The sequence below is a fragment of the Heyndrickxia faecalis genome (assembly GCF_040267745.1).
In the GTDB taxonomy this organism is placed as follows: Bacteria; Bacillota; Bacilli; order Bacillales; family Bacillaceae_C; genus Weizmannia; species Weizmannia faecalis.
The window spans coordinates 3,296,438-3,321,656 of the sequence record NZ_CP158453.1 but is presented as its reverse complement, the minus strand read 5'-3'; the positions used below and the strand labels follow the sequence as shown (position 1 = coordinate 3,321,656).

At 47.7% G+C, this 25,219-nt stretch carries 22 protein-coding genes and 1 riboswitch; of the genes, 13 read left to right on the top strand and 9 right to left on the bottom strand.

Going from position 1 to position 25,219, the window contains the following annotated elements:
* The first annotated feature begins 3 nt into the window (after nt 1-3).
* The 3 genes from ABR335_RS15785 (at nt 4) to ABR335_RS15775 (ending at nt 2,332) form a co-directional block, all read left to right on the top strand.
* Nucleotides 4-744, top strand: coding sequence for a sirohydrochlorin chelatase (locus tag ABR335_RS15785; RefSeq protein WP_350346382.1), 741 nt, complete (start codon nt 4-6; stop codon nt 742-744).
* A 259-nt stretch (nt 745-1,003) separates the two neighbouring features.
* A complete protein-coding gene (locus ABR335_RS15780) occupies nt 1,004-1,657 on the top strand; it encodes an NAD(P)-binding protein (RefSeq protein ID WP_350346381.1) in 654 nt (217 codons plus the stop codon).
* A 144-nt stretch (nt 1,658-1,801) separates the two neighbouring features.
* Nucleotides 1,802-2,332: a YbaK/EbsC family protein gene (locus ABR335_RS15775; RefSeq protein ID WP_017550706.1), complete on the top strand. Its 531-nt coding sequence runs from the start codon at nt 1,802-1,804 to the stop codon at nt 2,330-2,332.
* Between the two features lie 678 nt (nt 2,333-3,010).
* On the opposite strand, the gene ABR335_RS15770 is transcribed toward ABR335_RS15775, so the two are convergent.
* Complete coding sequence (locus tag ABR335_RS15770) at nt 3,011-4,114, bottom strand: glycerol dehydrogenase (RefSeq protein ID WP_061565028.1); 1,104 nt, start codon at nt 4,112-4,114, stop codon at nt 3,011-3,013.
* Between the two features lie 232 nt (nt 4,115-4,346).
* On the opposite strand from ABR335_RS15770, the gene ABR335_RS15765 reads away from it, so the two are divergent.
* Complete coding sequence (locus ABR335_RS15765; protein WP_350346380.1) at nt 4,347-5,939, top strand: long-chain-fatty-acid--CoA ligase; 1,593 nt, start codon at nt 4,347-4,349, stop codon at nt 5,937-5,939.
* Nucleotides 5,940-6,193: 254 nt separating this feature from the next.
* Nucleotides 6,194-6,279, top strand: a riboswitch (cyclic di-GMP riboswitch).
* A 78-nt stretch (nt 6,280-6,357) separates the two neighbouring features.
* Nucleotides 6,358-7,398, top strand: coding sequence for a GGDEF domain-containing protein (locus ABR335_RS15760; RefSeq protein WP_026104534.1), 1,041 nt, complete (start codon nt 6,358-6,360; stop codon nt 7,396-7,398).
* Between the two features lie 291 nt (nt 7,399-7,689).
* Here the strand turns inward: ABR335_RS15760 and ABR335_RS15755 are convergent, their stop codons facing one another.
* Both ABR335_RS15755 and ABR335_RS15750 read right to left on the bottom strand, forming a co-directional pair.
* Nucleotides 7,690-7,914, bottom strand: coding sequence for a hypothetical protein (locus ABR335_RS15755; RefSeq protein ID WP_014096346.1), 225 nt, complete (start codon nt 7,912-7,914; stop codon nt 7,690-7,692).
* Nucleotides 7,915-8,036: 122 nt separating this feature from the next.
* Nucleotides 8,037-8,966 (bottom strand): DMT family transporter, encoded by a 930-nt coding sequence (locus tag ABR335_RS15750; protein ID WP_017550701.1) that lies wholly within the window; start codon nt 8,964-8,966, stop codon nt 8,037-8,039.
* 221 nt (nt 8,967-9,187) lie between these two features.
* Here ABR335_RS15750 and ABR335_RS15745 point away from each other — a divergent pair, with 221 nt between their 5' ends.
* Together ABR335_RS15745 and ABR335_RS15740 are read left to right on the top strand one after the other, a co-directional pair.
* A complete protein-coding gene (locus ABR335_RS15745) occupies nt 9,188-10,081 on the top strand; it encodes an NERD domain-containing protein (RefSeq protein ID WP_340703271.1) in 894 nt (297 codons plus the stop codon).
* A gap of 498 nt (nt 10,082-10,579) precedes the next feature.
* Nucleotides 10,580-10,807 (top strand): hypothetical protein, encoded by a 228-nt coding sequence (locus ABR335_RS15740; RefSeq protein WP_237682124.1) that lies wholly within the window; start codon nt 10,580-10,582, stop codon nt 10,805-10,807.
* Here ABR335_RS15740 and ABR335_RS15735 read toward each other — a convergent pair.
* From ABR335_RS15735 to ABR335_RS15720, 4 genes are all read right to left on the bottom strand, one after another.
* The gene (locus tag ABR335_RS15735; protein ID WP_017550699.1) at nt 10,799-11,740 is read right to left on the bottom strand and encodes a cation diffusion facilitator family transporter; all 942 of its coding nucleotides are present in this window, start codon (nt 11,738-11,740) and stop codon (nt 10,799-10,801) included. The two genes, ABR335_RS15740 and ABR335_RS15735, sit on opposite strands and share 9 nt — an antisense overlap.
* 296 nt (nt 11,741-12,036) lie before the next feature.
* A complete protein-coding gene (gene glmS, locus ABR335_RS15730) occupies nt 12,037-13,872 on the bottom strand; it encodes a glutamine--fructose-6-phosphate transaminase (isomerizing) (protein ID WP_350346379.1) in 1,836 nt (611 codons plus the stop codon).
* Nucleotides 13,873-14,349: 477 nt separating this feature from the next.
* Nucleotides 14,350-15,006 carry a hypothetical protein gene (locus tag ABR335_RS15725; RefSeq protein WP_035182677.1) on the bottom strand — a complete coding sequence of 219 codons (657 nt, stop codon included), beginning with the start codon at nt 15,004-15,006 and terminating at the stop codon, nt 14,350-14,352.
* A gap of 171 nt (nt 15,007-15,177) precedes the next feature.
* Nucleotides 15,178-15,486, bottom strand: a complete 309-nt coding sequence (locus ABR335_RS15720; protein ID WP_328228428.1) for a hypothetical protein — start codon at nt 15,484-15,486, stop codon at nt 15,178-15,180.
* A 129-nt stretch (nt 15,487-15,615) separates the two neighbouring features.
* On the opposite strand from ABR335_RS15720, the gene mvk reads away from it, so the two are divergent.
* The 5 genes from mvk (at nt 15,616) to ABR335_RS15695 (ending at nt 20,504) form a co-directional block, all read left to right on the top strand.
* Nucleotides 15,616-16,560, top strand: a complete 945-nt coding sequence (gene mvk, locus ABR335_RS15715; protein WP_230090504.1) for a mevalonate kinase — start codon at nt 15,616-15,618, stop codon at nt 16,558-16,560.
* A 342-nt stretch (nt 16,561-16,902) separates the two neighbouring features.
* Nucleotides 16,903-17,883 (top strand): diphosphomevalonate decarboxylase, encoded by a 981-nt coding sequence (gene mvaD, locus ABR335_RS15710; protein ID WP_350346378.1) that lies wholly within the window; start codon nt 16,903-16,905, stop codon nt 17,881-17,883.
* Nucleotides 17,884-18,225: 342 nt separating this feature from the next.
* Nucleotides 18,226-19,326 carry a phosphomevalonate kinase gene (locus ABR335_RS15705; RefSeq protein ID WP_035190726.1) on the top strand — a complete coding sequence of 367 codons (1,101 nt, stop codon included), beginning with the start codon at nt 18,226-18,228 and terminating at the stop codon, nt 19,324-19,326.
* 148 nt (nt 19,327-19,474) lie between these two features.
* A complete protein-coding gene (locus ABR335_RS15700; RefSeq protein ID WP_017550692.1) occupies nt 19,475-20,119 on the top strand; it encodes an SDR family oxidoreductase in 645 nt (214 codons plus the stop codon).
* Nucleotides 20,120-20,312: 193 nt separating this feature from the next.
* Complete coding sequence (locus ABR335_RS15695) at nt 20,313-20,504, top strand: hypothetical protein (protein ID WP_017550691.1); 192 nt, start codon at nt 20,313-20,315, stop codon at nt 20,502-20,504.
* Nucleotides 20,505-20,608: 104 nt separating this feature from the next.
* On the opposite strand, the gene ABR335_RS15690 is transcribed toward ABR335_RS15695, so the two are convergent.
* A complete protein-coding gene (locus tag ABR335_RS15690; protein ID WP_350346377.1) occupies nt 20,609-22,162 on the bottom strand; it encodes an IS5 family transposase in 1,554 nt (517 codons plus the stop codon).
* Nucleotides 22,163-22,246: 84 nt separating this feature from the next.
* On the opposite strand from ABR335_RS15690, the gene ABR335_RS15685 reads away from it, so the two are divergent.
* Nucleotides 22,247-22,795 carry a zeta toxin family protein gene (locus ABR335_RS15685; protein ID WP_350346376.1) on the top strand — a complete coding sequence of 183 codons (549 nt, stop codon included), beginning with the start codon at nt 22,247-22,249 and terminating at the stop codon, nt 22,793-22,795.
* Between the two features lie 243 nt (nt 22,796-23,038).
* Here the strand turns inward: ABR335_RS15685 and ABR335_RS15680 are convergent, their stop codons facing one another.
* Nucleotides 23,039-24,376, bottom strand: a complete 1,338-nt coding sequence (locus ABR335_RS15680) for an IS1380 family transposase (RefSeq protein ID WP_110133754.1) — start codon at nt 24,374-24,376, stop codon at nt 23,039-23,041.
* Nucleotides 24,377-25,219: the final 843 nt, after the last annotated feature.

The following is a 25,219-nucleotide window of genomic DNA, read 5'->3' as shown; positions in this document are numbered from 1 at the left end:
GGTATGAAGCAAGGCGTTTTATATGTCAGCCATGGCAGCCGTGTGCCCGAAACCGCCCGGGAAGCAGCAGCGACGATCCGGCAAGCAATGGCACAGGTGGATGCGGATCTCCAGGAAATTTGCTATCTGGAAATTGCGGAACCGGATATTGCGGCAGGGATTGATGCACTTGTCCGGGGCGGCGCAGGGCGCATTGCTGTTGTGCCGGTATTGCTGCTGAGTGCCGGGCATTATTATGAGGATATCCCGCGCGCGATCCGGGAAGCGAAACAGCGTTATCCGCATATTGTGTTTACGTACGGCCGCCCGCTCGGTGTCGGGGACCGGATCATCGAAATTTTGGCAGAAAATATTTTGGAAACCGGCATGCCTCCGGGTGCCTGGATTCTGCTTGTTGGACGCGGCAGCCGCAACCCGGAAACACTGTGCGATTTTGCAAAAATTGCTGCCGGGTTGTGCGCGCAATTGGGGACAGAGCAGATCAAAACGGCTTATTTGGCGGTGCTTGAGCCCCGTTTTGATGATGCGCTGAAGGAGCTGACCGCAACCGGGCGCCCGGTAGTTGTGGCCCCTTATCTTTGGTTTACCGGCGTGCTCGTCCGGTCGCTGGAAAAGAAAGTGGGCATGCTGCATCGGGAAGGATATGATATCCGGCTAGCACGGTATCTCGGCTGCCATCCGGATATGGCGGATGCATTGGCCGTTCGGGCAAAAGAAGCGTTGGGCGCAGAGGATTTTATTTGAGATCACGGGATTTTTACCCAGTCAAGCCTGCGGTGTTTTTTATTGTGCACCCCGGACTTTTTGGGGCGATGCAGTTTAAAAGATGCCTGGGTGCAGCATTCATTGCGCGTACCGGCACTTTTTTGGGCCCGATGCAGTCTGAAAAATGCCCGCGGCCCGGTGTTTTCTATTACGCGTGCCGGCACTTGCCCGATTCCGGCTTTCCAGGAAACGCTGGAATGGGAGCATGCCAAGCAGGGAGAACGGCGGGCTTTTTGCAATGGATAAACTGGAAAGGAGATCAGGAATGGTTTGGGTACCGGTTATGGTCGATTTAGACGGGAAGCAGGCTGTTGTTATCGGCGGTGGAAAAGTTGCGGCACGCAGATTCCGGCTTTTGCAGGAAGCGGGGGTATGCGTTACCGTCGTGAGCCCGCACCTGAACGATGAATTGCAGGCTATGGCTCAACAACGCGCATTCATTTGGAAACAGAAAACGTTTGAACCGGAAGACATCCGGCAGGCCGATGTGGTTGTTGCAGCGACAAATGATCCGGAGACAAACAGCCGGATTGTTGCCCATGCCCCGGCCAAAGCCCTCGTGAACGATGCCGGCCATGCGGGAAACGGCAACCTTGCTTTTCCGGCGTTTTTCCAAAAGGGCAGGCTTTCCATCAGTGTTTCTACAGCCGGGGCAAGCCCAAAACTGGCTTCCAAAATTGCAAATGAATTATCCGAACATTATGATACAACCTACGCCCAATATGTGGATTTTTTATATGAGTGCCGCCAGCTTCTGAAGCAGCCGCAGTTTTCTGCATCGGAAAAAAGCGAGTGGCTGGAGAAGCTGCTTGGAGAATCATACCGCCAGCCTGAAAAGCAGCAGGAAATCTTGTCTTTCTTTCACAGCCGCATACAGGGGAATACCCGTTGAAAGACGAATGAAGCTGAAGCTTTGGGAAATCAGCCGGTGTGCCCGGCGAAAAACTTGGCAAACCCATTTTCCAGTCCGTTTGCAACTCGGAATGGCTTCCGTTACAATGGGGTTAAAAATTTTCACAAAAAGGAGTGTCGCCATATGTCATTGGAAGATGTCAAAGCTTATTTTAAGCAGTGGGACCGGGAAGAAGATGTGCGCGTCCTGCCGTCATCAAGCGCGACGGTTGAACTTGCGGCTGAGGCGCTGGACACGGAACCGGAACGGATTGCAAAAACGCTTGCGTTCAGGGGTACCGGTGAGGAAGAAGCCCTTCTTGTTGTCACCGCGGGAGATGCGAAAATCGACAATAAAAAATTCCGGCATACATTCGGCGGGAAAGCGCGGATGCTGTCACCGGAAGAAACGCTTGAGCATACCGGCCATGCTGTCGGCGGCGTCTGCCCGTTCGGTTTGAAAAAAGATTTGCCGGTCTATATGGACGTCTCACTCAAACGGTTCACGACCGTATTTCCGGCATGCGGGAGCGGCAACTCGGCAATTGAATTGACCTGCGAAGAATTGTATACATACGGGAAGGCCGAAAAATGGGTGGACGTCTGCAAGGGCTGGAAAACGGTGGAAGATTACCAGCAAGTAGCTGGGACTGGTGTCTTATCGGATCCGCAATAATCTACGTGTCGCTTCAGACCTGCTTTTGAAATGGAAAGGGGCCCCGGGTACGCGCCGGAAAATGCATGATATATAATTAGGGCTTCCTGAATAAGCAAAATTCCTAGATTTGGCAAGGATGCTGACAGCTTTGGCATAAATTTAATGTAAGGGTTTTATAAAAAATGCAGAAAAAAGTTTGCACTTGAAACGCGCCCTAGTGAAGAAAGACCTTCATTTTTCCACGCTTTCTTAACATAGACGCGCCCTATGTCAAGGAAGGTCTTCGATTTTCCGTGCTATCTTAACGTAGATGGGCTCTATGTTAAGAAAGGCCGTCAATTTTTCATGCTATCTTAACGTAGACGCGCCCTATGTGAAGGAAGGTCGTCTTTTTTCGTGCTATCTTAACGTAGACGCGTTCTATGTGAAGAAAGACCTTCAATTTTCCGTGCTTCCTTAACGTAGACGTACTCTATGTGAATAAAGCTTGATAGCGGATTCAATATATAGAGAAGACAGAATCGCATTTTCAAAGATGAATTTTTCTAGAGATTACTAACAAATTGGGCACAAACGCAGAATTGGATTTGTTCGGCAAGTCCTAACTTAAGTTCATATGATATAGACAAAAACGGCGGGATACACGATCGTGTTTTCCCGTCGTTTTTGTGATGGATTCACATATGCTGCTTTGATTTAATCATGGTACTTTTCGGCAATGGCATTGGCGGCAACAATGGCATTGTACACATCTTCAGGCGTAACCGGGAATGGTTCGTTGCCCATTGTGTCATCCTCGGCACAGGCATCTTCCGCCACTTTCCGCCATTCGGCTTCTACAAATTCTTCAACGCCGAGGTCCTTCAGTGTCAGCGGCAGGCCAACTGCTTTGATAAAGCGGATTACCGTTTCAAGCTCTTCTTTCGGTGCATTTTCAAGAACGAGCTGTGCGAGCAGGCCAAATGTCACTTTTTCGCCGTGCTGTGCACGATGGAGGGCAGGGACAGCTGTCATGCCGTTATGGATGGCGTGTGCTGCGGCAAGACCGCCGGATTCCGCACCGACACCGCTCAAATAGATGGTCGCTTCAATGGTATCCTGCACCGCCCGGGTTGGCACTTTGTTTTTCACGGCTTCCACTGCTTTTACGCCGTTTTCGAGAATCGTTTCGTAGCAAGTGCGGGCAATGGCCAGGCCGGTGAGGGATGGCTTCATTAAAACAAGGTTGTCGCCGTTTGCCGCGTAGCAGGCGCGCGCTTCAAAATAAGTGGCAAGCGCGTCCCCGATCCCGGCGGCGAAAAAGCGGACCGGTGCTGCAGCTAAAATTTCCGTGTCTGCGAGCACGACATCCGGATTGCTCGGCAGGAACAAGTAACGGTCAAAAGCGCCGTCTTCTTTGTAAAGAACGGCAAGGGCCGTGCACGGTGCGTCAGTGGAGGCAATCGTCGGAAAAATGACAACCGGAAGTTTTTCATAATAAGCGGTTGCTTTTGCGGTATCAAGCGTTTTTCCGCCGCCGATGCCGACAATGACATTGGCGCCTGCTTCACGTGCAAGCCGGCGGTTACGGTCTACTTCTTCCTGGGTGGTTTGATAATTGAACTGTTCGAAAGTTGCTTTCCCGCCGCCTTCCCGGACAGATTTTCCGGCTTCTTCTTTTGCGCGGCCGAGGATGAATTCGTCACAAATCACATAGGCATTGTCGCCCAAATCTTTTATGTACGCATATAAATTGGCAAGCAGGCCGTTCCCTACGATAAACTTTTTCGGCGATGTAACGGATTTTACAGGAATTTTCATAACATGTACTGCCTCCTAAAATTTTTTTCTTTCTACACTCTCATTATATTAAAAATGTAAGCGGAAACCAAGGTAAAAGATGTGAAAATAAGATCATCCGATGTTATAAAAAAACAAATAAATATGATGATTGAAAACGCGTTCAAAAAATTTTATAATATTGTTATACAACAGTGCTGGTTTTTAAACAGCAAGGGGAAACAGGGAGAAAATGAAAATGGGAGGGGAGTCCATGAACGTGCCATTGGTGTTGACGGAATTTCTGGATCGCGCGGTGCTTTTGTACGGCGGGAAAACAGCGGTGTATTGCGGGGACCGGGCGTTTACATACCGGGAGCTGAACGGAAGGGTGAACCGGCTGTCGTACGGGTTAAAAAATCTTGGCATTGAAAAAGGGGATCGGGTGGCCTATCTCGCGCCGAATACAGTGGAAATGCTGGAAGGCTTTTACGGGATTTTCCAGCTGGGGGCGGTGATGGTGCCGCTGAATATCCGGCTGACCCCGGAAGACTACCGGTTTATTTTAAATCACAGCGGATCGAAAGTATTGTTTGTGGACCAGGAGATGTACCATTTGATCGAGCCGGTAAAGGATGAGCTTGAAACGGTGGAGCAAATTATTATCCACTATAAAGAGGATGACTGTGCTGAAATTGATTATGACCGCTGGCTGGACAGATTTCCGCCGGATCCGTTCCCGCGTGCCGGCCTCGATGAAAACGATGTGTGCAGCCTGCTTTATACGAGCGGGACGACCGGAAATCCTAAGGGCGTGATGCTTACCCACCGCAATAATTATTTGCATGCATTAAGCGCGATGCACCATTTGCGCGTTACGGACCGCGATGTCTATCTGCATGTGCTCCCGATGTTCCATGTAAACGGATGGGGTTCGCCGTTTTACTATACAGCAAACGGGGCGGCCCATGTATGCCTCCGCAAACCGTCGGCGGAAGCCATTTTCACGGAAATCATCAGGCATCATGTAACGGTGGTGCATATGGCGCCGACTGTGCTGAACAGCCTGTTGCAGTACAATGCGGAACACCATCCCGCCATTGAACAGGATGTGCGTGTTGTCATCGCCGGAGCTGCGCCGCCGCCTGCATTTGTAGAACGGGTGGAAAAAGAGCTTGGCTGGGAATTCATCCAGGTGTACGGCATGACGGAGTCCACACCGCTCACCCTTGTGTCTGTCATCCGTTCGCAGCTTGGCGGGCTGGATCATGATAAACAATTGCGGTTGCGGGCGAAAGCCGGGTTTCCGATGATCGGCAGTGATGTCCGGGTTTTACGGGAAAACGACGAAGAAGTGGCCCATGACGGAAAAGAAATCGGCGAGGTCACGGTAAGAGGGCATGGCGTTATGCACGGATACTGGAAAAACCCGGAAGAAACGATGAAAACGATCCGGAACGGGCGGCTCTATACAGGGGATATGGCGACCGTTGATGAATACGGCTATATCGATATCGTCGACCGTAAAAAAGACATTATTATCAGCGGCGGTGAGAATATATCCTCTATTGAAGTGGAAGGGGTGCTGTATGAACATCCGGATATCCTTGAAGCGGCGGTGATTGCGGTTCCGCATGAAAAATGGGGAGAGACCCCGCATGCATTTGTCGTCCTGAAGGCAGATGCGGCCGCCACTGAAGAAGATATCATCCGTTTTTCAAGGGAAAGGCTTGCCCATTTCAAAGCCGTGACGGGTGTGACATTTGTGGAGGAACTGCCGAAAACGGCATCCGGGAAAATCCAGAAAGTCCGCCTGCGTAACGAATACTGGGAAAAGCTCGGAAAAACAGAGCGGTTCGTAAATTAACATGCCGGAAACAGATCCGGCAAAACGCAAGGCCGCTGAAAAGCACAGGACAGCGCGTGCCATTTCGGCGTAAAACAGCGGAAAGCATGCCGCATCCATGCCCCTTCTTCAGCGATGAGGCGGGGGCGTTGGCGGAACCGCCATAAACGTTTCCGGCAGCTGCAGACGGCAAATTTTAACCGAATTGCCCTTTCTTATCCTTTGACTGATGGTTTCTTTTGGACAGAAATACAGTATAATAGGATAAAAGACCTATATCAAAGGGGCAAATCCATTGAAAAATGGAGACGCAAAACTACAGGGGCTACCGGTTTTCTAACCATGCCAGCCAGTTGCTAATGCGCAGTGAAAAGCCGAAGTTTGGCCTTTGTTTTCGTTTGCAAGTTCCCCGGAGATTGATCAGAAAGGCGGGGCGGAAATGGGCAGGAAAATCGAGACATTGGAAGATTTTAAAAGAATCCTTTATCTTTGGATCAGCCTGCTTTTGATCGCTGCCCTTGCGATTTACAATTTGGTCCCTCACACAGGCACCCGTACAGCTTTATTTTATCTCGCCACGACGCGGATCCTGATTGCCTGGAACGCTCTGTTTCTCATCTGCATGGTTTTCAAGCGTTATTTCCGCTTGTTTGACTATGTGAATCTCGTGATCCTCACGGTTTATTATCTTGCCATCGTGATGGACTGTGTTTTTCAATACATGGTTCCGGGAAAAGAGGGAGCCATCGGAATTTCGATCATTTGGAGCCCACTTCTATTTCTCTATATTTTTATCACGTTGAAAAAGCGGAACGGGATCATTTATTCGCTCGCTTTGTTCGTGACTACGCTTCTGATCGGAATGCCGCGGTTCCGCCATTTTTCCTTTGACTATAAAATATCCATGCTGATCTTTTACCTTGCCAATCTCGTCTATATCGCCATCTTTTGCATTTCTCATTATCTCTTAAAAGTATTTAGAGAATTGGAAGAGGAAAAGAAAAAGGCTTATTCGGACATGTTGACCGGGATTGCCAACCGGCGCCAGGTGCAGGCATGGCTGGATGCTGCGGTTAAACACGCGGACAAAACCGGCACATCATTTTCCGTGATTTTTTTCGATATCGACTATTTTAAACAGGTGAATGACCAGTTCGGGCACCAGACAGGAGATGAGGTGCTGAAGGAATTTGTCCGTCTTTCCTCCCGGGTGATTTCAGCGAATGATTACATCGGACGCTGGGGCGGTGAAGAATTCATCATCATTACAAAGGATGAATTGCCCCAGGCAGAGGAACTGGCGGAATATTTGAAAGCAAGCATTAGCCGCCATTCATTTGGGCATGCGGGAAAGCTGTCCGCAAGTTTCGGTGTGACTGCATATACACCGGGGGATACAGCAGAAACCATTGTAAGGCGGGTGGACGAAGGGCTATACAAGTCGAAGGGTCAGGGCAGAAACCGGATTACGGTGTTGTAAGGCAGGGGGAGAGCGGATTTTCTTCATTGCATGTGGCGAACATTTTAGCTGGCGGGTTTGCGATCAAAAAAACGTATGACAGCGGTAGTCCATTTAATTAACAGACTTGCTGCTCATAAACTGGGGTATGCGATTTGGCATGGAGAGTGCCTATAACCGCGGACGAACCTCAAAATTTGCAAAATCACTACGCGAGGCAGGGCATACGTTTGCGGCGGCACACTTCCGCTTGCGGAGCCTAAGCGGGGACTGCCATTTAGAAGTTCCCCGGTTTGCCCTGCCAGATGCTTTTTATACGGCGTATATATAATTTTCCATAAATGCATAAACCTGCTCGGCATCCGGCGGCTGTATGTTCAGCCGTTTTTCACAGTCTTCCAGATACGGCTTGAGCGTGCTGTCGTTTTTTGCCTCTTTGAGCGTAAGGCTGCCCTGTACGAGGCGGATTGCCGCTTCTTTTACCGTGTTATCATCCGTTTGAAACAAAAGATATGCCAAGCAACTGTACCGATCCATTGTTCTGCCTCCCGGAACCTTTTTATTCCCTTTTCGATAAAAGCGGCAAAAATTCCTGCAAATTCGCAAAAAAAGAAACAAAAAAGCAAGACCGGTGCGACAGGCCTTGCCTTGATGCTATTTTAATCCGATATATTTTTTGACGCTTCCATCCGACGTACGAGGCGCATCCTTTCCGGGAGCAACGAAATGGCAATCGCGGCCAGAATCAGGGCGCCGCCGAGAAAGAAGCGGCCGTTCAGGCTTTCATGGAGCAAAAGCCAACCGAGAAAAGAGCCAGTGACAGGCTGCAAAAACATAAACAGTGACCCGCTGCCGGCTTCTACCATTTCAAGCCCTTTGTTCCACAGAAAGAAAGCGCCGGCTGTAGAGATGACGCCGAGATACAAAATACCTGCCATCCCCCAAAAACCGCCCGATGATACAGGCCAGGCCATCATGGCTTCGCGGGCGGCAAAAGGCGTTGTAAACAGCAGCCCGAACAAAATGGCATATGTTGTAATGGTTAACGAATCCATTTTCCAGGAAGCCACTTTTACATAAACGGACAGAAGTGCCCATGTAATCATCGCTCCAGCCAGAATCAGGCTGCCCCAAAAGTAGGTTTGCACGTGAATGTCCCAGCCGATCACGATGACAACGCCCGCGGATGCGGTAATCAGCGCCAGTATTTTGCGCGCGGTCAATTTTTCTTTTAAAATGAAGCGCGCGAATATCACGATAAAAACCGGAGAAGCGGATGTAATGATCGCGCCGGTATGGGCGTCCGCTTTTTGCGTCCCGATAAACTGCATGGCAACGGATGCAAAATAGCCGATAAACCCGATCCAGGCGAGCAGCAGCCAGTCTTTTTTTGTAAGGCTTACCTTTTCCTTTTTCTTTCTGCCGGCATGCAATATCGCGTACAGTGCGGCAAAACCGATCATATACCGCAGCCATAAAAGCGTAAGCGGCGGTACGAAGTTTAAGACATATTTACTGACCACATACATCCCGCCCCAGATGCCGGATGCAAGTGCGAGGCAAAGTGCACCTGCCCATTTGTTTTTCACAGTCATCAACCTCCGTCTTTATTTTTTATCTAACAGCCAGACGGGGGTTTCGAAGCGGCTGTTCGTCCCCCGCATCAGGAACGAACAGGCTGGTCATTTTCAAACAGATCAAGATACAGACGCACAAACAGCACCTCCCACTATAATATTCTTAATTTTAACATATTTCCTCCCACGCAGCGAATAAAATAAAAAAAATCATGAAAAAGGGGAAGTTGGACGTGATTGTAAAACAGCGGGAATATCCCGCGCAAATCCGAGCGGGAGAGGCGTTGCTGGGGAGGCTGCCCAAAAGGCATCCGCTGTATGGGCAGATTGCGGGGGATGTAAAAAAGTGGAGGGTGAAATATAAAAGGGAGAAGCGGGCAGACCGTTTTTTGGAGATTCTTCCGTCTGACCAATTCCATGTTTACCATGCACTGCCCATTGCAAATACATGCCTGGACGGGTTAATTCTCACACGGAATTTTGTTTTGATTATAGGCTACACCCATTTATCCGGCGTGATTTTTCCGGATCCGGCTTTTTCCCAGCTTATCCAGCAAAAAGGCGGGAAGGAAAAAGGCTGGCCGGAACCGTTTGCGCGCCTGCAAAAACAAAGAGAAATCTTATGTACATGGGCCCGTATGCGGCATTTGCCCGAATTGCCGCTGGAGTATTTGCTTGTCCTTTGCCATGAGGAGGCCGAGCTGAAAATGCCTGTTGCCAATTCAGCAGATGAATTGAAGATCTGCCCGGCAAGCCAGGCTGTTTATAAAGTTATCAAGATGCAGGACACATACAGCCAGCCGGTCCTAGACAGCAAGCATTTTAAAAAATGGCACAAGCATTTGCTGGAATGCCACGAAAAGTCGGAGATCTTTCCGTGGCCGGTTGACCAAAGCGAATGGTATACGGGGGTCGGGTGCCCGGTGTGCCGCCGTTTCGAAATGGATTTTAATAATGGCATGTGGCACTGCCAGGTTTGCGGCCATACCAGTAAAGATGCGCACCGTAAAGCGATAGAAGAGTTCTATTTGCTTTTTGGCCAGGATGCGCCGGATGAGGCACTTTGTTCATTTTTGCGCGTGGATGCGCAAACAGCGGCAAAAATCGTGCGCGAGGCAGCGCATTAGTACACCAGTGCGATTTTAGCTGGAGGGCGCAATCGGAAAAAGTCTCCAACCAGAACGATGTGTGCACAGCCCTTGCTTTGATCCGCCAATCGCCACCGGGGAAGCAAACTGGACCTGGCGTACAAGTAAAAAGGCCCAAATCTATACATTCCCTCACTGCCCATTTGGCGACTGTATAGAAATTGGCGGGTAACATAAGCTATTGAAAAAACGTTAACGCTGATTGCGAGGCTCAAACATGATTGGGTATGTTGTTTCCCTCATTGGATTTAATCTGGCTGTTTTTTGTGTAAAAAAGCGGCTTTCTCCCGGGCAGATCGTACAGATTTGGACGTTCACCATCGCTTCCCACTTGGTTTTTGATGTATATATCGATTACAAGTACCATGGCTACTGGTATTTTACAAAGGGAGTGGACTGGGAGAATCTCCCAGGTTTGGTTTGTTTACTTCCGCCTGTCAATATTTTATATCTCAACTGGTTCCCGTTTGGAAAAGCATGGATAAAAAGGTTTTTTATATTGCCATTTGGGAAGTGCTGATGCTGGGGTATGAAATGATCACCCTGTTGCCGGCACCATGGGGTTATTTTCATTACGGATGGTGGAATTTCACCATTTCGGCACTCGTAAATCCGTTCCTTTTGCTCAGTGTGGTCGGTTTTTACAAATGGATTGTCTGGCTGGAAAACAAAAAAACTGTAACTGCTGAGCAGCAGCTACAGTGAAACGGTCCGGTCTTTCTGCCGGAGATAATCGGTATGATCATGGATGGTGGGGTCCTCTGTCTGGATGGTCGTATGGCGGATGCCGTATTTTTGTTCAAGCATCTGATTGACAGCCAAAATGACGTGCATCGGTTCGGATGAATGCCTGACAAATACATGGGCGGTCAGAGAACAATGGTCGGAAGAAATGTTCCAAAGATGCATGTCATGGACGTCTTCAACACCCTCAATTTGATACATATCTGTGCGGATCTGTTCTAAATCAAACCCTTCCGGCACCGTATCCATCAAAATCAAATAGGAAGCGCGGATGATTTTGGCACCGCCGTAAAAAATGATGCCGCCGATCACGATGCTGATGAGCGGATCAAAGAAATTCATTCCCGTAAAATAAATGAGCAGGGCGGAAACAATCACGCCGGCTGAATTCAATAAGTCACCGATAAAATGCCATAACGCGCTTTGAACATTTAAGTTTTCTTCTTCTTTTGTGCTCCGGTGCAGCACAATGGTGAGGATGATGTTCACAACAAGCCCGGTCACTGCAATGATAAACATCCACTTAAAATCAATGGGTTGCGGATGGACGAGGCGATTGATCCCTTCAATGAAAATACCGATTGAAATGCCCGCAAGCGTTAGCCCGTTCAGGAACGATGCGATGATTTCAAACCGCAAATAGCCGAATGTATATTTGCGGTTTGGCGGGCGTGTCGCCATGAACAAAGCAAGCATACTGAAGAGGAGCGCAATGACATCAGAAGCCATATGTGCCGAGTCGGAAAGCAAAGCAAGCGAATGCGAAATCAGACCACCAGCAATTTCAACAAACATGAAAAACAAGGTTAGGACGAGCGTTGCCCATAATGCTTTTTTTGATGCGGACTGGACTTTGACATGGGGAAGGTGGTGATAATCATATTCCGGCATCATCGCACACCTCTTCCTAAATAAACTTATTTTCACCTGTATTGTAGCACGAAGAAACGAAAAAGAATAGCGTTTATTCTCAATTAATATAAATTTTTTTGAATAATTGAGAATGGGAATCAATATGGATTAGCGGGTTATTGCTGTAAACAAAAAGAAATAGAATCATTTATAATGCTTATTATATGATAAAAAATCAAATAGGAGCCTGCCCTAAAAGAGAAAAACCGCCAGAATCCTTTTTCCCGGCGGTTTTTGTGTGAAAGGCACGGCCTGAAAAAGTTTAACACGATTTCCCTTTATTCGACGGTTAAGCTCTTCGCCAGGTTGCGCGGCCGGTCAACGTCATAGCCGCGTACGATGCCGGCATAATAAGCTAGCAGCTGCAGCGGGATGGCAGCCAAGATCGGCATGAGAAACGGGTGTGCTTCCGGAATGTAGAGCACTTCGTCCACGACGGCGCTCACTTCGTCATCTCCCGTGGTCGTAATCCCGACGACATATGCATCGCGTGCCTTTACTTCTTTAATATTGTTTATGGCCTTATCGCGCAAATGTTCCTGGGTGGCAAGGGCAATGACCGGAACACCCGGCGTGATCAAAGCCATTGTGCCGTGTTTCATTTCTCCTGCCGCGTAGGCATCCGCATGGAGATAGGCGACTTCCTGGAGTTTAAGCGCCCCTTCAAGCGCCAGCACATAATCGAGCCCGCGGCCAATAAGGAATAGATGCTCCTGGTCGTTTGTGACCTGTGCAAACTGATCGATGGCATCCTGTGTCATCACCAGGCATTTTTCCACGTCATCAGCAAGTGAATGAAGGGCATCGAGCAGGGCGGGGATTTGGCCTTCGCCGGAACCGTGCAGTTTTTTTGCCAGGACAATCGAAAGCAGGACGAGCGCCGTAATCTGGGTTGTATAGGCTTTTGTTGCAGCAACCGCCAGTTCCGGCCCTGCATGCGTATAAATTACGCAATCCGATTTCCGCGCCAGCGTGCTCTTTCGGTAATTGCTGATCGCGATCACCGCTGCCCCGGACTTTTTCGCTTCTTTCAAGGCGGAAATTGTATCCGCCGTTTCTCCTGATTGGCTGATGGCAATGACGAGCGTTTTTTCGTCCAACCGCCCGTGCTCACATCTGAATTCAGATGCAATCGCGGCTTCAACCGGTATATCAAGCATGGTTTCGAGAATCTTTTTGCCGATCATGCCGGCGTGATGGGAGGTGCCGCTTGCGACAATGGTGATTCTCTCCGGATCTGTAAGCTTGCGCCTTGCGAAAAAATCGTCCACTTCCGGAATGACGACACCGCTTTCTGTCAGCCGGTCTTTTAACGTGCGCTTGATTGCTTCCGGCTGCTCCATGATTTCTTTTAACATGTAGTGACCGTAATCCTGCAGGTTGAGTTCGTCTTGGTTCCAGCGCACGGATGTCTTTTCCGGCAAAATTTTCTCCCCGGAAAGTGTCTTAATTTCCACATTTGTCTGGGTCAAAATGGCCATCTCTCCGTTTTTAATTGGGTAAATTTCTTTTGTATACGAAAGCAGCGCCGGGATATCCGAGGAGAGATACGCTTCCCCGCTGCCAAAGCCGATAATGAGCGGATTATCATAAGAAATGGCGATAATCTGGTTCGGGTGATCTTTTGCCATGATTGCAAGCGCAAACGCACCTCTTAATTGCGGAATGACGATCCGCACGGTTTCTTCAAAATTGCCGGTATCATAATGCGCGAGAAGATACGGAATGACTTCTGTGTCGGTGTCCGTTTGTAAACGATGCCCCTGCGCGATAAGAAATTTTTTTAATTGCTGGTAGTTTTCAATGATCCCGTTATGAACAACGTAGAAACGTGCTTCTTCATCGCATAACGGATGGGAATTTTCAACGGTCGGCATCCCGTGTGATGCCCACCTTGTGTGGCCGATCCCAAGGCATCCGGTGGGAATCGGTTCGAGCTGGAGGGAAGCTTCCAGATCTTCGACGCGCCCTTTTTCTTTGCGGACGCCGATGGTTTTCATATCGGAGACGGCAATGCCTGCTGAATCATAGCCCCGGTAATCCAGTTTTTTCAGGCAATCGAGCAGAACCGGCTGTGCCGAATGTCTGCCAATGTACCCAACGATTCCACTCATCTTCTTCACCTCAACGTATCGCTTTCCTTCTATCACGTGTATTCCTATCTTCATGCTAACATGAACCGGGCGGGGAATAAAGCGATTGTGCTGCAGGCAGCAATGCCAGAATTTCCAAAGTATACCAGGAGGGATATTCGAGCACACGGACAAAAAGCGCAACCCGATCGGATTGCGCCTTTTGCCTCATCCAAATCTGATATTCAGATGACGTCCAGTACGGACTTATCCAAACCTGGCCTCAGATAAGTCCGGGGCTTCAAATAGTAGGCGGACACGAACCTTCACCGAAAGTATATCGGTTCCGGACGGTTGTCCCACTTGCCCGCTGGACAAATGCAGTGCCAAATACGGAAGATGAAGTTGCTGTCAAGTCTTTCATCAAAAACTTTACCAGTCCCTTCTTTTAAGATGTATTGGCCTTGCACTGCTCCTATTCCCGGCAGGCACGAAATAAAACAAACCAAAATATGGAAATCATGCTCTTTTCCGCTGCTCCGCCGCAGCCGGGATGATCGAAATATTCCCATATTTCGTAACCGACAGCTCCCCGCATCTGCCATAGTTTCCGAGTTTCGCATGCGGATCGGCATGAAGGCGGAGTTTTTTCAGCAAAGTGCCGGCTTTGACCTCAAGAAAAAGATCCACCGTCTGCTGTAATGCAAGCCAGTCCGCTAAAAGCGCAATATCAACGGCAGCAACAAAGCGCATCCTTCTTTGCGGCAACAGCCGGATCACAGCCGGAATCCGCCGCTCCTCCTTTGTGGTGCGGTTTTGCAAAATCACCGTGATGCCCGCTTCCTGCTTTGAGCGCGGCGGCAAATAGCCGATCTGGCCGAACCCTTTTAAAGAAAGGGCGCGGTTGCATAAGTCGCCGGCAAGCAGTTCCGCTTTTTCCGGTTGTAACCCAGGCGGCACGCGGACAGCGTCAGGAAGCAGATGGTCGAAATCATGCTTTCCTTTAAAGGCGCGGAAATCAAAGCAGCCGTCCGGCATTACCGGCAAATACCCGCGCGAAACGCTTGCTGTTGCCGCAAATTCAAATGGCATTCCGTTGCGCAGGAAGAAATAGCGCGCCCGCACCAGCTCCGGTTCCGGCACATAGTAAACGGGAAGTATGACGCTGACTTTCACAAAACATCCTCCTTATCATTTCCAGTATATGCAAATCGTTGCGCTTTTATTGCAAATAAGATCAATTTTCGATAGAATGGACGGGGAATCACGATACGGTGAAAGTAATCCTGTGATCGCTCTGTTTGTGGATAGCCTCACAACCATGAGCGGTTATTTTTTGGCACAGATTTAAACATTGCATTCTCCCGTTTCATCATCTGTAGAAACGGGAATGGGCACAACTACCTTTCCACATCCGGCTCGCAAAAGACGGATGCTGCCCATAAGAGGTGAAGGCACGAACCCAATTCTATCAGTACCGGTATAAGCTAGAATTTCCAACGGCTGGTTTTCTTTTGGAACTTTTGGGAATCCGGCCCATATTTTCATATATATGCAACAGGCTTCAACCATTGGCATCACGCGGCCTGTTGCGATAAAATAGGCATTGTCGAAAAGTGGCGATGCTCGATGGAATACGATTTGCCAGCGATCCATTCACCGCTGGATAACATAGATTTTTTTCTGTATGGCACCGTTTAAGGAGCCGGCACAATGAAGGACTTTTTTTAAAAAATTTTCCCGAAAACCGCGCATCGGTCTGGCAAGGGAAAGCGAGGGGTAAACATGATGAAAATTCCCGGCAATATAGCAACCGGGACGGCACACGGAAAATTAATTTTAGCGGGGGAACATGCTGTTGTTTACGGACAACCGGCGATCGCGCTTCCATTCGATCATGTGAAAATTGAAACGGCAGTTATCCAAAAACAAGGCCCGCTCTCCATTGACTGCCGGTTTTACAAAGGGGCACTGGATAAAGCGCCGGAAAGGCTTCACGGAATCAGGGCATGTGTCAAAGAAATCCTCCGTACGTTAAAAAAGCCGGCTGAAAATTTGGCGATTAAACTGGAGTCGACCATTCCGATCGGGCGCGGGCTTGGCTCGAGTGCTGCTGTTGCCGTTGCCATTGTCCGCGGGCTGTATGCTTTTTTTGAAAAACAATTAACGAAAATGGAACTCGAACGGTTTGTCCAAATTGCTGAGAATTTTGCCCACGGGAATCCGAGTGGCATCGATATGATGGCGGTCATCAGCAATGATCCGATCTGGTTTGAAAAAGGAAAGGCGGCCCGGCCGCTTCCGTTTTCGCTTCCGTTTTATCTGGTGGTCGCCGATTCCGGGCGCGTGCATAATACGGCAATGGCGGTCGGGAGCATCCGTGAAAAAAGCGGTTCTGACCCGAAAACGGTGGAGTCCGCCATCAACCGTTTAGGCGAAATCGTGCACGAAGCGGGAAGGGCATTGATTGAAAAAGACGGACTGCATCTCGGCCGATTATTTAATGAAGCACATGCACAACTTTCCGTTTTGGGTGTCAGCGACGAAGGGCTTAACGCATTATGCGCTGCAGCACGCTCAGCCGGCGCACTCGGTGCCAAACTGACCGGTGCGGGCCGGGGTGGTTGCATTATTTCGCTCGCCGAAAGCAGGAAAAAGGCTTTAGCAGTTGCGCAAGCCCTGCAAAATGCAGGCGCCGCCCAAGTATGGCAATTTTCGCTGGAAGGATGACCGTTATTCCGCAATCATGCAGCACAGCCCCGAAAACAGGAGATGCTTCATGTAAAAGAGGCTCCCTGTTTTTGCTTGTAGCGGGCAGCTCTTTTGGTCCTGGCTTCAAAGCCGAGCGGATCATGAGAAGAGATTTTCCGTTGAAGCGGCTGGATAAGGAGACCCGAAGCTGCTAAGGATGGGGAATCGCAGGCAGTTGCCCCTTGCAAGAAAATGGTTTGCGGCATTTTCCTTTGGGGGCAGTAGCTCAGGGCAGCTTTTTTGTCCGGCAGCGAGAATAGCATTGACAGGGAAGTACCTTTTCAAAGCAAGAAGGCATTTTTACTGGAAGGACGATGAAAGATGGAGGCAACAGCGAGGGCCCATACGAATATTGCCCTGATCAAATACTGGGGGAAACGGGACGAAAAGCTTTTTCTCCCGATGAACAGCAGCCTGTCCATTACGCTGGACAGGTTTTATACGACAACAAAGGTGGCTTTTGATTCCGCTTTAAAGGCGGACGTGTTTTTTCTGAACGGAAAACCGGCCATTGATGCAGAAACGGCGAAAATTTCCCGCTTTATGGATAAGATCAGGGCATTTGCGGGAGAAAAAAGATATGCCTATATAGAATCACAAAACGAAGTGCCGATCGCTGCCGGGCTTGCCTCTTCCGCATCCGGTATGGCGGCGCTTGCAGCTGCGGCTGTTAAAGCGCTCGGCATTGAGGTGGACGGGCGTACGCTGTCAATCTTGGCGCGCCAAGGTTCCGGGTCCGCCTGCCGCAGTATCTACGGCGGTTTCGTCGAGTGGCAAAAAGGTGAAAAAGCGGATGGCTCCGATTCACACGCGGTTCCGCTTCTCAGCGAAGACGATTGGGATCTCAGTATTTTATCCTGCCTGGTGGAATCAAAGCAGAAAAAAGTTTCGAGCAGGGAAGGGATGAAACGGACTGTCAGCACGTCGCCGTTTTATAAAGCCTGGCTCGAAACTGTGGAAACAGATTTGGCCGCCGCAAAATCCGCGATTGCAGCGCGCGATTTTACGATGCTTGGGCGCGTGCTTGAAGCAAATGCGTTAAAAATGCATGCGACAACGATCAGCGCCAACCCGCCTTTTTTATACTGGCAAAGTGCAACGCTCGATGTCATGCAGGAAGTGGCGCTTTTGCGCGAACGCGGGATTGAAGCTTATTTTACAATTGACGCCGGCCCGAATGTGAAAGTGCTGTGCGAACGAAAAGATGAAGAGACGGTATATCATGCGCTTTCTGCCATCCCGTCCGTCCGCGAAGTGCTGGTTTGCCATCCAGGTCCGGGCATTCAATACGGCCCGTTTTAATGCTTTTCGAAACGCTGGAACCCCGGCAGGAAGGCGCCAAAACATCCAGATGATGCACTTTTTAAAAAATGCCGTTTTTCCTTCTGCAGCCGTTGCTGAAAAAACCATTTAGGCGTCACTGGCTGTTTCGCGCTATTTAACGGCACCATGCCCGTAACGGGTTCTGGGCTGATTCCTTTTAATATGAGCATGGAAGTGCCATGGAACTTGTTTTGACGCGGGAAATGCAACCCCCGTCCGCTAGTTGGTCAGGGGGATCGATCCGAAAAAGCGGTGCAGCAGGCATTGGATGTGATGCTTGCAGATTTGACGGGTACACCGACCTAAAAAGGATTGAAAGAGATGAACGGGATGCAATTTCAAGTAAAGGCGCCGGGTAAACTGATGATTGCCGGCGAATATGCGGTCATTGAACCCGGTTGCCCTGCTATGGTTGCCGCGGTAGACCGATACATCACAATAGAGGTAAAAGAAAGCACAGAAAACCTTTTTTCTTTGCCGCAGATTGGCATTCCGCATGCCGCGTGGCGTGTGGAGAACGGGGAAGTCCGCTTTGACCGCGATGACCCGAAACTCCGGTTTATCCAAAATGCGCTCGCCGTTTTTAACCAGCTGCTTATGGAAAAATCGATTCCGCTCCGCCCGCTTCACATTACGGTAACGAGTGAACTGGATGATCCCACAACAAGGCAAAAATACGGGCTCGGTTCCAGTGCTGCGATTCTTTCTGCCGTTCTTACCGCCCTTTTGCACGCCCATGAAGGGTTGCCGGAAACGAAGGAAGCCATTTTTAAACTGGCCGCTGTGGCCCATTTGAAAACACAGGGCAACGGGTCCGGCGCGGATCTTGCCGCTTCCGTGTACGGCGGCATGTTGAAATATGCCGCATTCAGGCCAGATTGGATTTTTTCCCGGTTGGAAGCGGGCTGCACAGTTTCGGAATTACTGGCAGAAAAATGGCCGTATTTGTCCATTTCTAAATTGGTACTGCCGCCGGACCTCACTTTTTGCGCGGGTTGGACCGGAAAAGCGGTGGCAACCGGGCCAATGGTGGAGCGCATTGGCAAATTGCGAGAGGCGGCAACGGAAACATACACGGCATTTTTACGAGAAAGTACCGCCGCAGTGGATAAATTGGCGGAAAGTTTCATGCAGCAAGATACGGCTGGCGTATTTGAGCACATCCGGCAAAACCGGCGTGCTTTGCAGAAACTTGAAGCAGCAGCCCATACCACCATTGAAACGGCGCCATTGAAGCAACTGGCAGACATTGCCGGCCGTTTCGGCGCCGGCAAATCATCGGGCTCGGGTGGCGGAGACTGCGGCATTGCCTTTGTAGCAGGGAAGGAAAAAGCTGCCGCCTTGAAAGCAGCATGGGAAGCTTCAGGCATTATCCCGCTTGCGCTTCATATTTCAGAACAAGGTGTGTCCATTATGGAGTAAAAATCCGCAAAAAAATGCGGATTTTTTGCTTTTCTGTGGAAACAACGGAAGTTCTACCCTCAAGTACGCTGCATCCCACTTTTCTCAATCATTTGCTTCTCCATACTCCTTTTGAAATAATAGAAAAAAACGAAAGGAGATGGATTGGATGAAAGTTCTTGTTGCAGGCGCAAACGGAAAGATCGGAAAAATGCTTGTGGATCTTTTACAAAAAAGTGACCGCCATATCCCACGTGCCATGGTGCGGAAAGAAGAACAGGCTCAATTTTTCAGGCAAAAAGGGGTAGATGCGGTCATATCCGATTTGGAAGGCACTGTCGATGAGCTGGCGGAAGCGGCGAATGGATGCGATTGCATTGTGTTTACCGCTGGTTCCGGCGGGCACACGGGCGCAGACAAAACGCTGCTTGTCGATTTGGACGGCGCAGTGAAAACGATGGAGGCGGCAGAAAAAGCAGGTATCAGCCGTTTTGTTATCGTGAGTGCGCTCCAGGCCCACCACCGCGAAAACTGGAGCGAGGCCATCAAGCCGTATTATGTTGCCAAGCATTATGCAGACCGCGTGCTCCAGTCGACCAAGCTGAACTACACGATCATTCGGCCGGGCGGCTTGCTGAACGAACCCGGCACCGGAAAAGTCGAAGCGTCGGAAAACTTAAAACGCGGCACCATTCCGCGTGAAGACGTCGCACGCACCATTCTCGCAAGCCTCGACGAACCGAAAACATACCGGAAAGCATTCGACCTCATTTCGGGAGATACACCGATTGAGGAAGAGTTGAAACGCTTATAGAAATGGGCAAATCAAAAAAATGCAATTTGCTAAAACCCCCTCCCTCCTGCTTCATAGAAGAAGGGGGTTTCATAAAGGTTCGGCTTGCTGGATGCATGCATTCAGCAAGTCCTGCTTCAATATTTGCCATGCAGGATGAAGCGCAGTAGCATCCATTTGTTATCAATGATTTATATGAAGGTGGTGTTTCTAGTTGGGAGAGCAAAATCATATTCCAAAAAGAAAATTTGCTTGGGCAGACAAATGGATCAAGATGACTGGCGAGCGAGCAAGAATTGATGCAAAAGTAAATAACACTTATATTGTGTACGAGAAAAACGGCAAGTTGGTAAAGGAATATCCTAATGGAGATATAGTCCCATTAAAGCATAATGGTGAGTCATAATGCATAAGCATAGCCCCATGTTTTATGTATTTGCGGGGAATAATGGAAGCGGAAAAAGTACAATAAGAAACTTAATTAGGGCTTGCTGAACGAATCAAATTTGGTCAGATACAAGCCAAATTCCGATTATCAAAATATAAAATAGTGTTGTGTAAAAATTTCAAAAAAAGAACCCTGAGCTTGCGCTCCAGATTCAGTATGAGGAATTGAAGGGCTACTACTGTTTCGCTGGTCTCCTGAAGGCGTGCTCGAATAAGGCCCAGCCCATACTTGCGCTTGCCTTCGCCAAATTTGCCTTCAACGGCATTACGTTCAGAGGCATCCTGCCTTGCGACGCGTTCCAAGGTTTTGTCTTCCGTTCTGGATGGGCGTCCTAACCTTGGCCCACTCAGACGAATGCCAAGAGATTTGCAGTATGCCATATTATTACGGTTTCGGTAAATTTTATCTGCCAAGATCGCTTCCGGATAAAATCCGAACCGGTTGTAGTAGTTTTCAACAGATTCCTTGAGAGTGGTCCCTTCATTGTAATTTTCCCAGTCGAGGTGCTCAATCAAGGCATAACCATCTACGACACTGATGGCGACTTTTGAACCGAACTCCACGTTCGCTTTTGCCTTGCCGCGCACAATTGGACGGACATGTGGCTGGGAAATGCTTACAATCCGGTGGTCAACCCGGTGTGTTTTCTTTTTGTACATTTCTGCCTGTTGGCGGTAAAGTTCATGAATCACGAGAAGTTGCCTGTATTCATCTTTGCTTAAAAGAGACAGAGAGCTTTGGGAAACAAGATTTTTAATGATCTCCAGATCTCGTTTCACATATCCGAGCTGTTTGCCTACAGCTTTCCGGATTTTCCGGGCGCCAGCTTTACGTTGCTTAGCGACAGAAAGATAGTCCTTGCGGGCTCTTTTTCTGTAGGTCCGTGGCTTACGTAATTTCCCTTTGTGTGGTTCATGCAGGACATCAATGATATGTTCCAATTTCTCACGGGCTTCGTTCAACAACCCGAGGTCTGTAGGGTAAGCAATATCAGCCGGTGCACAGGTTGCGTCCAAAATGAGCTTTCCTCTGTTCTTCGTTTTGGGAGAAGCCGATTCAGTTGAATGCTTTTCTGAATCGGAACCGGAAGGCTGAAGATCGCCACGATCATGATCATGATCATTACGATCTTCATCATCATGATCGTCATCGTCGTGATCCTGATCATCATTGTTGTCGTTTTCCTTAGATGCTTCTTCCAATTGGCGTTTTTGTTCTTCCAGAACGATCCATTCATTCAGTTCGTTGATGATATTTGCGCCCAAACGTTTTCTAAAACGAGTCATCAGAGAATGGTCGAATGGGGCTTTTTCCTGGAATTCAGGCAAGCCGATAAAATACTGAAGATACGGGTTTTCTGTGATCTGTTCGACTGTTTCCCGGTCAGACAGCCCAAGCCGTTCTTTGATATAAAGAGCCCCAAGAGCGATTCTGACAGAATAAGCCTTTTCGCCTTTGAATTTCTTCTTGAAGGACTTGGCATACTTTTCTTCGGCCACCCACCAAGGAATCATTTCAGCAAGACGGACCCAGCGATTTTCTTTATTTAATTTCCCACCGAATGGTAGAAAAAAATCATCTACAAAAGTTAATTGATGTTCGGTCTTTTTGTACATCGTAACAGCCTCCAAGTGCAAGGTTTTTTACGTGTTTCCTTTGAAATCCTTACACTTTATATTCGACAAAAGTAGCCAAAATCCTTGTCAAATCTGGAACTTTTGCTTATTCAGCAAGCCCTAATTATTGACAAAATTGGTATTGATATTAACATTGATCCGGATGCTACAGCAAGAAAAATTGATCCGGATAACCCTGAATCAAAAAGGGTAACAGCGGGAAAAGAAGTTATAAAATCAGTAAATGAATACATTCAAGAAGGTAAGGATTTTTCTATCGAGACAACGCTTGCTGGTGGAAATGTCATTAGACAAATGGAGAAAGCAAAAGCGATGGGTTATAAAATTACCATGTTTTACGTAGCTCTAAATAATGTGAATCAGAATATTGAACGGGTTGCAATGAGAGTTAAAAATGGTGGGCATGACATCCCAACTGAGGATATCCTCAGACGAAATAAAACGTCTTTTGAACATCTACATAACTATGCCACTATGGCTGATAATCTTGTGTTAATCGACAATAGTCTATATAACGGGGAAATTGTTTTGGAAGTAAATGATGGTCAGATTACTTTTGAAAAGAGTAATTTGCCAAAATGGGCTCTTCCTGTCTGGGAACGATTTAAATGACATTAACTATAACCTGAATCCGTGACGAAAATCTAACAAACATCGGTAATAGGTAGTTTTCCCAAGTGTGGATTTCTAGATGTAACTGATTATTCATAAAATATATCTTTGTAACTTTGGTAGGTAAATTTTTTCCTATTTCATTTATTTTAGGCACGAAAAATAAACCTGCAAATTTCCATTTTTTTGCAAGTTTTCTGGTTTATTTCGGCTTTTCTTCTTATCGCTTATTACCCTGGTTGTCTAGTAAAAGGCATCGTATAAGCGAGCAAAAGTCGGCAACCATTTGTTGGTCGCCGTCACTTTTAATTTCCATTGCCGACCTTGGTAAACAAGCTTTGAAGCCAGTGTAATCATATTCTGGATGACAGTTCGGATTCTTCTTCGTGTTGCTTTCTTTTTCAATGGTGCATCTTGTTTTTTCAAACTTTCTTGTCCGATCAAACGAAGTAAATTATACGCAAATACACCAAAATGGAGCACAAGGCCATTCGTTTCATATTTGCCCGATGGCAACCGTTCCAGATCCAGTTCTGATTTAATTTCACTGTGAAACTGTTCGCATGTGCCATGGTCATGATAGAGAGAGATCACCACATGAGGCGGCACTTCAAGATCTGTCCAGTAGGTTTCAAATTCATATTCGGGAATCAAAAAAATCTGGCCGTCTCTTGAGATGGTTCTTTCGATCACTTTAAAGACTTTTCGGATGGTTCGTATCTGGTCTTTTAATTGAATGGTTTCGGGGATGGATCCAAGGTAAACCTTCTTTCCTTCCCGTTCTTCACAGCAGATCCCATATTTTTGGGCAATATGAAGCCAGTCTTCTGCTTTTTCCTTACGAGGATTGCGTTTGATAACAAAGCTTGCATGTTCTTCCAAGAAAATGATGAGATTATCCCGGCTGTCATTTCCGGAATCAAGCCTGAAAAGCAATGGCTGATCCGTTAATCTCCTGGCAGATTGGATGGTTTCCTTGATAAAATTCGGCGTACCTTTTTGGCAGTGGTCATTTCCCTTTCGCATCTCAACATGCAGGCAGTAGCCTTCCTGCCCAATGTAACCGAACATAGGTGCATAACCGTCGCAGCCTTTATAGGTTCTTTCCACTCCTTCTTTTTTTGTTTTGGAGTTATCAAAAGGGGAGACATCCAGATCAACCGGGATATACGGCTTGTCTTTGGAGTAAACTGGGCTAATTTCCGCATTTGTATTGCGGATCAGATTCAGCGATTCTTCATGCAAGATCGCTTTCCATTTTTCCGTCAAGGCAGCATGGTCCAATCGCTGCCTTAAAGTCGGGCTGGAAGGAACCCTTTGGATATCCAAAGCCAGTGCAAAAAAAGCATCTTCGCGGAAGGTTTCAATATTGTCATAATCACTTTTTCCTTGGCAAAGCAGGCCAATATAGGATTTGGCTACATCAGCATTGGAACAGACGGGATTTCTGGAAATATCAGGGAGTCGATAGGCATTTAACCTGGAAGCTAAATTCGTTAGATTTAGTAAATTCCCTACTATCGCTAAACCGCTTTGGGCAACAATTCGTTCTTTCGTGGCTTCTATCACTAACTTTTTCATTAGATCACCTGAATGTGGAATGAGTTAAATTTAATGGATATGCTTATTATACTAGATTTCATGCGAATGGGTTAACGTTAAGTGAAAATTTCGTCACGGATTCAGGTGTTGATTTTATTTCATTTGGTAGTTGATTATTCAGGCTGTTTTTCGCTATCATAGTAGGAGACACCTCTTCTATTTGGTAGTGATTGTCGATAAATCAACTATACCAAAAGTAGAGGTGTTTTTTCATATATTAATTTTACTGTCAAGTGCTGTATCTGAGACGTAATAGACATTAGCCAGCACTGAATTTATTATGATTTTCTAGGTGCGAAAGTTGAGTTATTTATTAATCGGTTACCGGCCAGTTCTCGGAATTTGTCGTTTTGATTTCGTGATTGGCAAATTTTGGGAGGCACTATCTTATTCATACATATTTTTTCTGTATTATAGAAGATAACTCAATCAAATCCATTTTTGAAGATCTATTAAAACCTTCTCAAATCAAAAACAGCGAATCAACATATTCTTAGAAAATGAAGGGCTTCCTGTTCCCATTGGATTTTACTGAGTCCATCCTGTTGAAAAACAAAGATTGTTCAAAGATATATTTTGATTGAATTATTTATATATTATGACTTTGTGTTGTTGTGTTGCAGCACCGCATTACCTGTATCAGTTAGAAAAGACTTAAATACTCAACTTGAAAATGAAAAACATACCTCCGATATTGTGCCAGACCTAAGCCAAGTGATTAGAATCCTTGAAAAAGAAAGGTTTGTGGATATTGGTTAAACTTCCAAGGGGACTGCGAACATGCTCAAGGACGCGAAAAACATAAAGACTCCATCATCCCGC

Coding starts and splice junctions, on each gene's coding strand:
- ABR335_RS15735 (WP_017550699.1), bottom strand. CDS start 11,740: ATGATGCCGGAATATGATTATCACCACCTTCCCCATGTCAAAGTCCAG.
- glmS (WP_350346379.1), bottom strand. CDS start 13,872: ATGAGTGGAATCGTTGGGTACATTGGCAGACATTCGGCACAGCCGGTT.
- ABR335_RS15755 (WP_014096346.1), bottom strand. CDS start 7,914: ATGGATCGGTACAGTTGCTTGGCATATCTTTTGTTTCAAACGGATGAT.
- ABR335_RS15680 (WP_110133754.1), bottom strand. CDS start 24,376: ATGAAAAAGTTAGTGATAGAAGCCACGAAAGAACGAATTGTTGCCCAA.
- ABR335_RS15785 (WP_350346382.1), top strand. CDS start 4: ATGAAGCAAGGCGTTTTATATGTCAGCCATGGCAGCCGTGTGCCCGAA.
- ABR335_RS15760 (WP_026104534.1), top strand. CDS start 6,358: ATGGGCAGGAAAATCGAGACATTGGAAGATTTTAAAAGAATCCTTTAT.
- ABR335_RS15700 (WP_017550692.1), top strand. CDS start 19,475: ATGAAAGTTCTTGTTGCAGGCGCAAACGGAAAGATCGGAAAAATGCTT.
- ABR335_RS15780 (WP_350346381.1), top strand. CDS start 1,004: ATGGATAAACTGGAAAGGAGATCAGGAATGGTTTGGGTACCGGTTATG.
- mvk (WP_230090504.1), top strand. CDS start 15,616: ATGATGAAAATTCCCGGCAATATAGCAACCGGGACGGCACACGGAAAA.
- ABR335_RS15740 (WP_237682124.1), top strand. CDS start 10,580: ATGGATAAAAAGGTTTTTTATATTGCCATTTGGGAAGTGCTGATGCTG.
- ABR335_RS15770 (WP_061565028.1), bottom strand. CDS start 4,114: ATGAAAATTCCTGTAAAATCCGTTACATCGCCGAAAAAGTTTATCGTA.
- ABR335_RS15775 (WP_017550706.1), top strand. CDS start 1,802: ATGTCATTGGAAGATGTCAAAGCTTATTTTAAGCAGTGGGACCGGGAA.
- ABR335_RS15705 (WP_035190726.1), top strand. CDS start 18,226: ATGAACGGGATGCAATTTCAAGTAAAGGCGCCGGGTAAACTGATGATT.
- ABR335_RS15720 (WP_328228428.1), bottom strand. CDS start 15,486: ATGGATCGCTGGCAAATCGTATTCCATCGAGCATCGCCACTTTTCGAC.
- ABR335_RS15765 (WP_350346380.1), top strand. CDS start 4,347: ATGAACGTGCCATTGGTGTTGACGGAATTTCTGGATCGCGCGGTGCTT.
- mvaD (WP_350346378.1), top strand. CDS start 16,903: ATGGAGGCAACAGCGAGGGCCCATACGAATATTGCCCTGATCAAATAC.
- ABR335_RS15690 (WP_350346377.1), bottom strand. CDS start 22,162: ATGTACAAAAAGACCGAACATCAATTAACTTTTGTAGATGATTTTTTT.